Raw genomic sequence first — 260 nt, forward strand, 5'->3', positions numbered from 1 at the left:
TCGCCGTCGGTCCAAATTCGACGAGATCACCGCGATACATAACCGCAACACGATCGGTAACATTGGAAACAACGCCCATATCGTGGGTCACCAGCATACAGCCAACATTATGTTGTTTACACAAATCACGAATCAAACTCAAGATCTGATCTTGAATAGACACGTCTAGCGCAGTGGTTGGCTCATCGGCAATGATCAGGTCCGGCTCTCCGGCCAAGGCGATAGCGATAACCACTCTTTGACGCATACCACCTGAAAAT

The 260-nt window shown here is 48.8% G+C and carries 1 protein-coding gene; it reads right to left on the reverse strand.

What is annotated here, in order from left to right:
- Positions 1–260 (reverse strand): ATP-binding cassette domain-containing protein (locus P8629_RS12160; protein ID WP_278166368.1); only part of this gene is annotated, 260 nt, incomplete at both ends.

It is taken from the genome of Hydrogenovibrio sp. 3SP14C1, assembly GCF_029625905.1.
In the GTDB taxonomy this organism is placed as follows: Bacteria; Pseudomonadota; Gammaproteobacteria; order Thiomicrospirales; family Thiomicrospiraceae; genus Hydrogenovibrio.